Source organism: Acidovorax sp. HMWF029 (assembly GCF_003060895.1).
Taxonomy (GTDB): domain Bacteria; phylum Pseudomonadota; class Gammaproteobacteria; order Burkholderiales; family Burkholderiaceae_C; genus Acidovorax.
This window is the reverse complement of sequence record NZ_QAIH01000080.1, coordinates 1-1,872: the sequence shown is the minus strand read 5'-3', so window position 1 is coordinate 1,872 and position 1,872 is coordinate 1. Positions and strand designations below refer to the sequence as shown.

Below are 1,872 nucleotides of genomic sequence, written 5' to 3'. Positions count from 1 at the left end.
GTTCTTTGGTGAGCCCATGCTCAACATCCAGGACTTCATGCAGACGGTGGACGGCCACGGCGTGGTCAACATCCTGACGGCCGACAAGCTCATGAACTCGCCGCGCCTGTACGCCACCTTCCTGCTCTGGATGCTGTCGGAGCTGTTCGAGCAACTGCCCGAAATCGGCGACCCGGAGCAGCCCAAGCTGGTGTTCTTCTTCGACGAGGCCCACCTCTTGTTCAACGAAGCGCCCAAGGTGCTCATCGAGCGCATCGAGCTGGTGGTACGCCTGGTGCGCTCCAAGGGTGTGGGCGTGTACTTTGTCACCCAGAACCCGCTCGACATCCCCGACAGCGTGCTGGCCCAGCTGGGCAACCGCGTGCAGCACGCGCTACGCGCCTTCACCCCCCGCGACCAGAAGGCTGTGAAGGCAACCGCCACCACCATGCGGCAAAAGCCTGGCCTGGACATCGAAACCGCCATCACGGAGCTGGCCGTGGGCGAGGCGCTGGTGAGCTTTCTGGACGCCAAGGGCCGTCCGAGCGTGACCGAGCGCGTGTTCGTTCTGCCCCCTGGCAGCCAGCTCGGCCCCATCACCCCGCAGCAGCGCCAGGCGCTGATGGCCAGCTCGCTGGTGGCCGGTGTGTACGAAACCACCGTGGACCGCGAATCCGCCTACGAAAAGCTCAAGGGCCGCGCCGAAACTGCCCCTCCAGCACCCACGGGCCGCAGCTCAGGCAGCACGCCGGTGAGCACAGCGCCCGGCGGCGCCCAGCCGCAGGAGAGCAGCTTCCTCAACGACCTGCTGTTCGGCACCACCGGCCCGCGCGGTGGGCGCAAGGACGGACTGGTTCAGACCATGGCCAAGTCGGCCGTGCGCACTGTGGGCACCAACGTGGGCAAGGAGATCCTGCGCGGCGTGCTGGGCGGAATCTTCGGCGGCGGCAGCAAGCGCCGCTGAACGCAGAAGGGGTAGCGGGGCCGTCGGGCCCAACAAACAGCCACCGCCCTGCTGCCACCCACGGCTCTCCCCAGGTGTGGTGACCTTGTGACAGGCTGGCGACAATGCCACGCGTTTGTCACGATTTGGTCACATTGCGGCCGTGCAATGGCCGAAACACACAACAACAAGGAGGGACACGATGCAACGCGTAGAACACGCCCTGGTGCGCTGGGGCAACAAGGTGGTCCAGGCGGCCATCATCCTGTGGGTGCTGGCTTTCATCGGGGTGTTTGCCGGGGTATGGAAGCTCCAGTGGATCTGGCTGGTGTATGTGTTTGTCACGGTGCTGCTCACCGTGACCCTCATCCGCTGGACCACCGCTGTGCGCGAGCGCTACATCCGCGAAGCCCCCCTGCCCCGCTTTCTGCAGCGCAAGCTGCGCGAGACCTACCCCCACCTGAGCCCCCGTGACTGCGATCTGGTCGAACGCGGCCTGCGCCAGTTCTTCATGGCCTGCCTGCGCAGCAACAAGAACTTTGTGGCCATGCCATCCAAGGCCGTGGATGCTTTGTGGCATGAGTTCATCCTGCACACGCAGGCCTACAAGCTGTGGTGCCATAACGCCCTGGGTTTCTTTTTACACCACACCCCGGCCGAGGCCCTGGGCAAGAAAGCCCGCCACAACGATGGCCTGCGCCGCTGCTGGTACTGGGTGTGCAAAGAGGAATCCATCGACCCCAAGGCTCCCAGCCGCTTGCCCCTGCTGTTTGCGCTGGATGCCAAGTTCGCCATTGCCGGGGGCTTTACCTACGTGCCCGACTGCTCCGACATTGCCCGCAAAAGTGACGCGGGCGGCAGTGGCGGCGACAGCTACTGCGGCACCAGCTTTTCGGACGGCAGCTACAGCGGCAGCGCAGGCGACTTTGGCGGTGCCGAAAGCTCGGATG

2 protein-coding genes are annotated in these 1,872 nt (G+C 65.0%); both read left to right on the top strand.

Annotated features, from left to right (window positions below; all coding sequences use genetic code 11):
- The coding region (locus DBR12_RS22535) for a helicase HerA-like domain-containing protein (protein WP_233244303.1) at positions 1-943 on the top strand (943 nt) is incomplete at its 5' end.
- 181 nt (positions 944-1,124) lie between these two features.
- Positions 1,125-1,872, top strand: a 748-nt coding sequence (locus DBR12_RS04700; RefSeq protein ID WP_108616188.1) for a hypothetical protein, incomplete at its 3' end; no start/stop codon positions are given.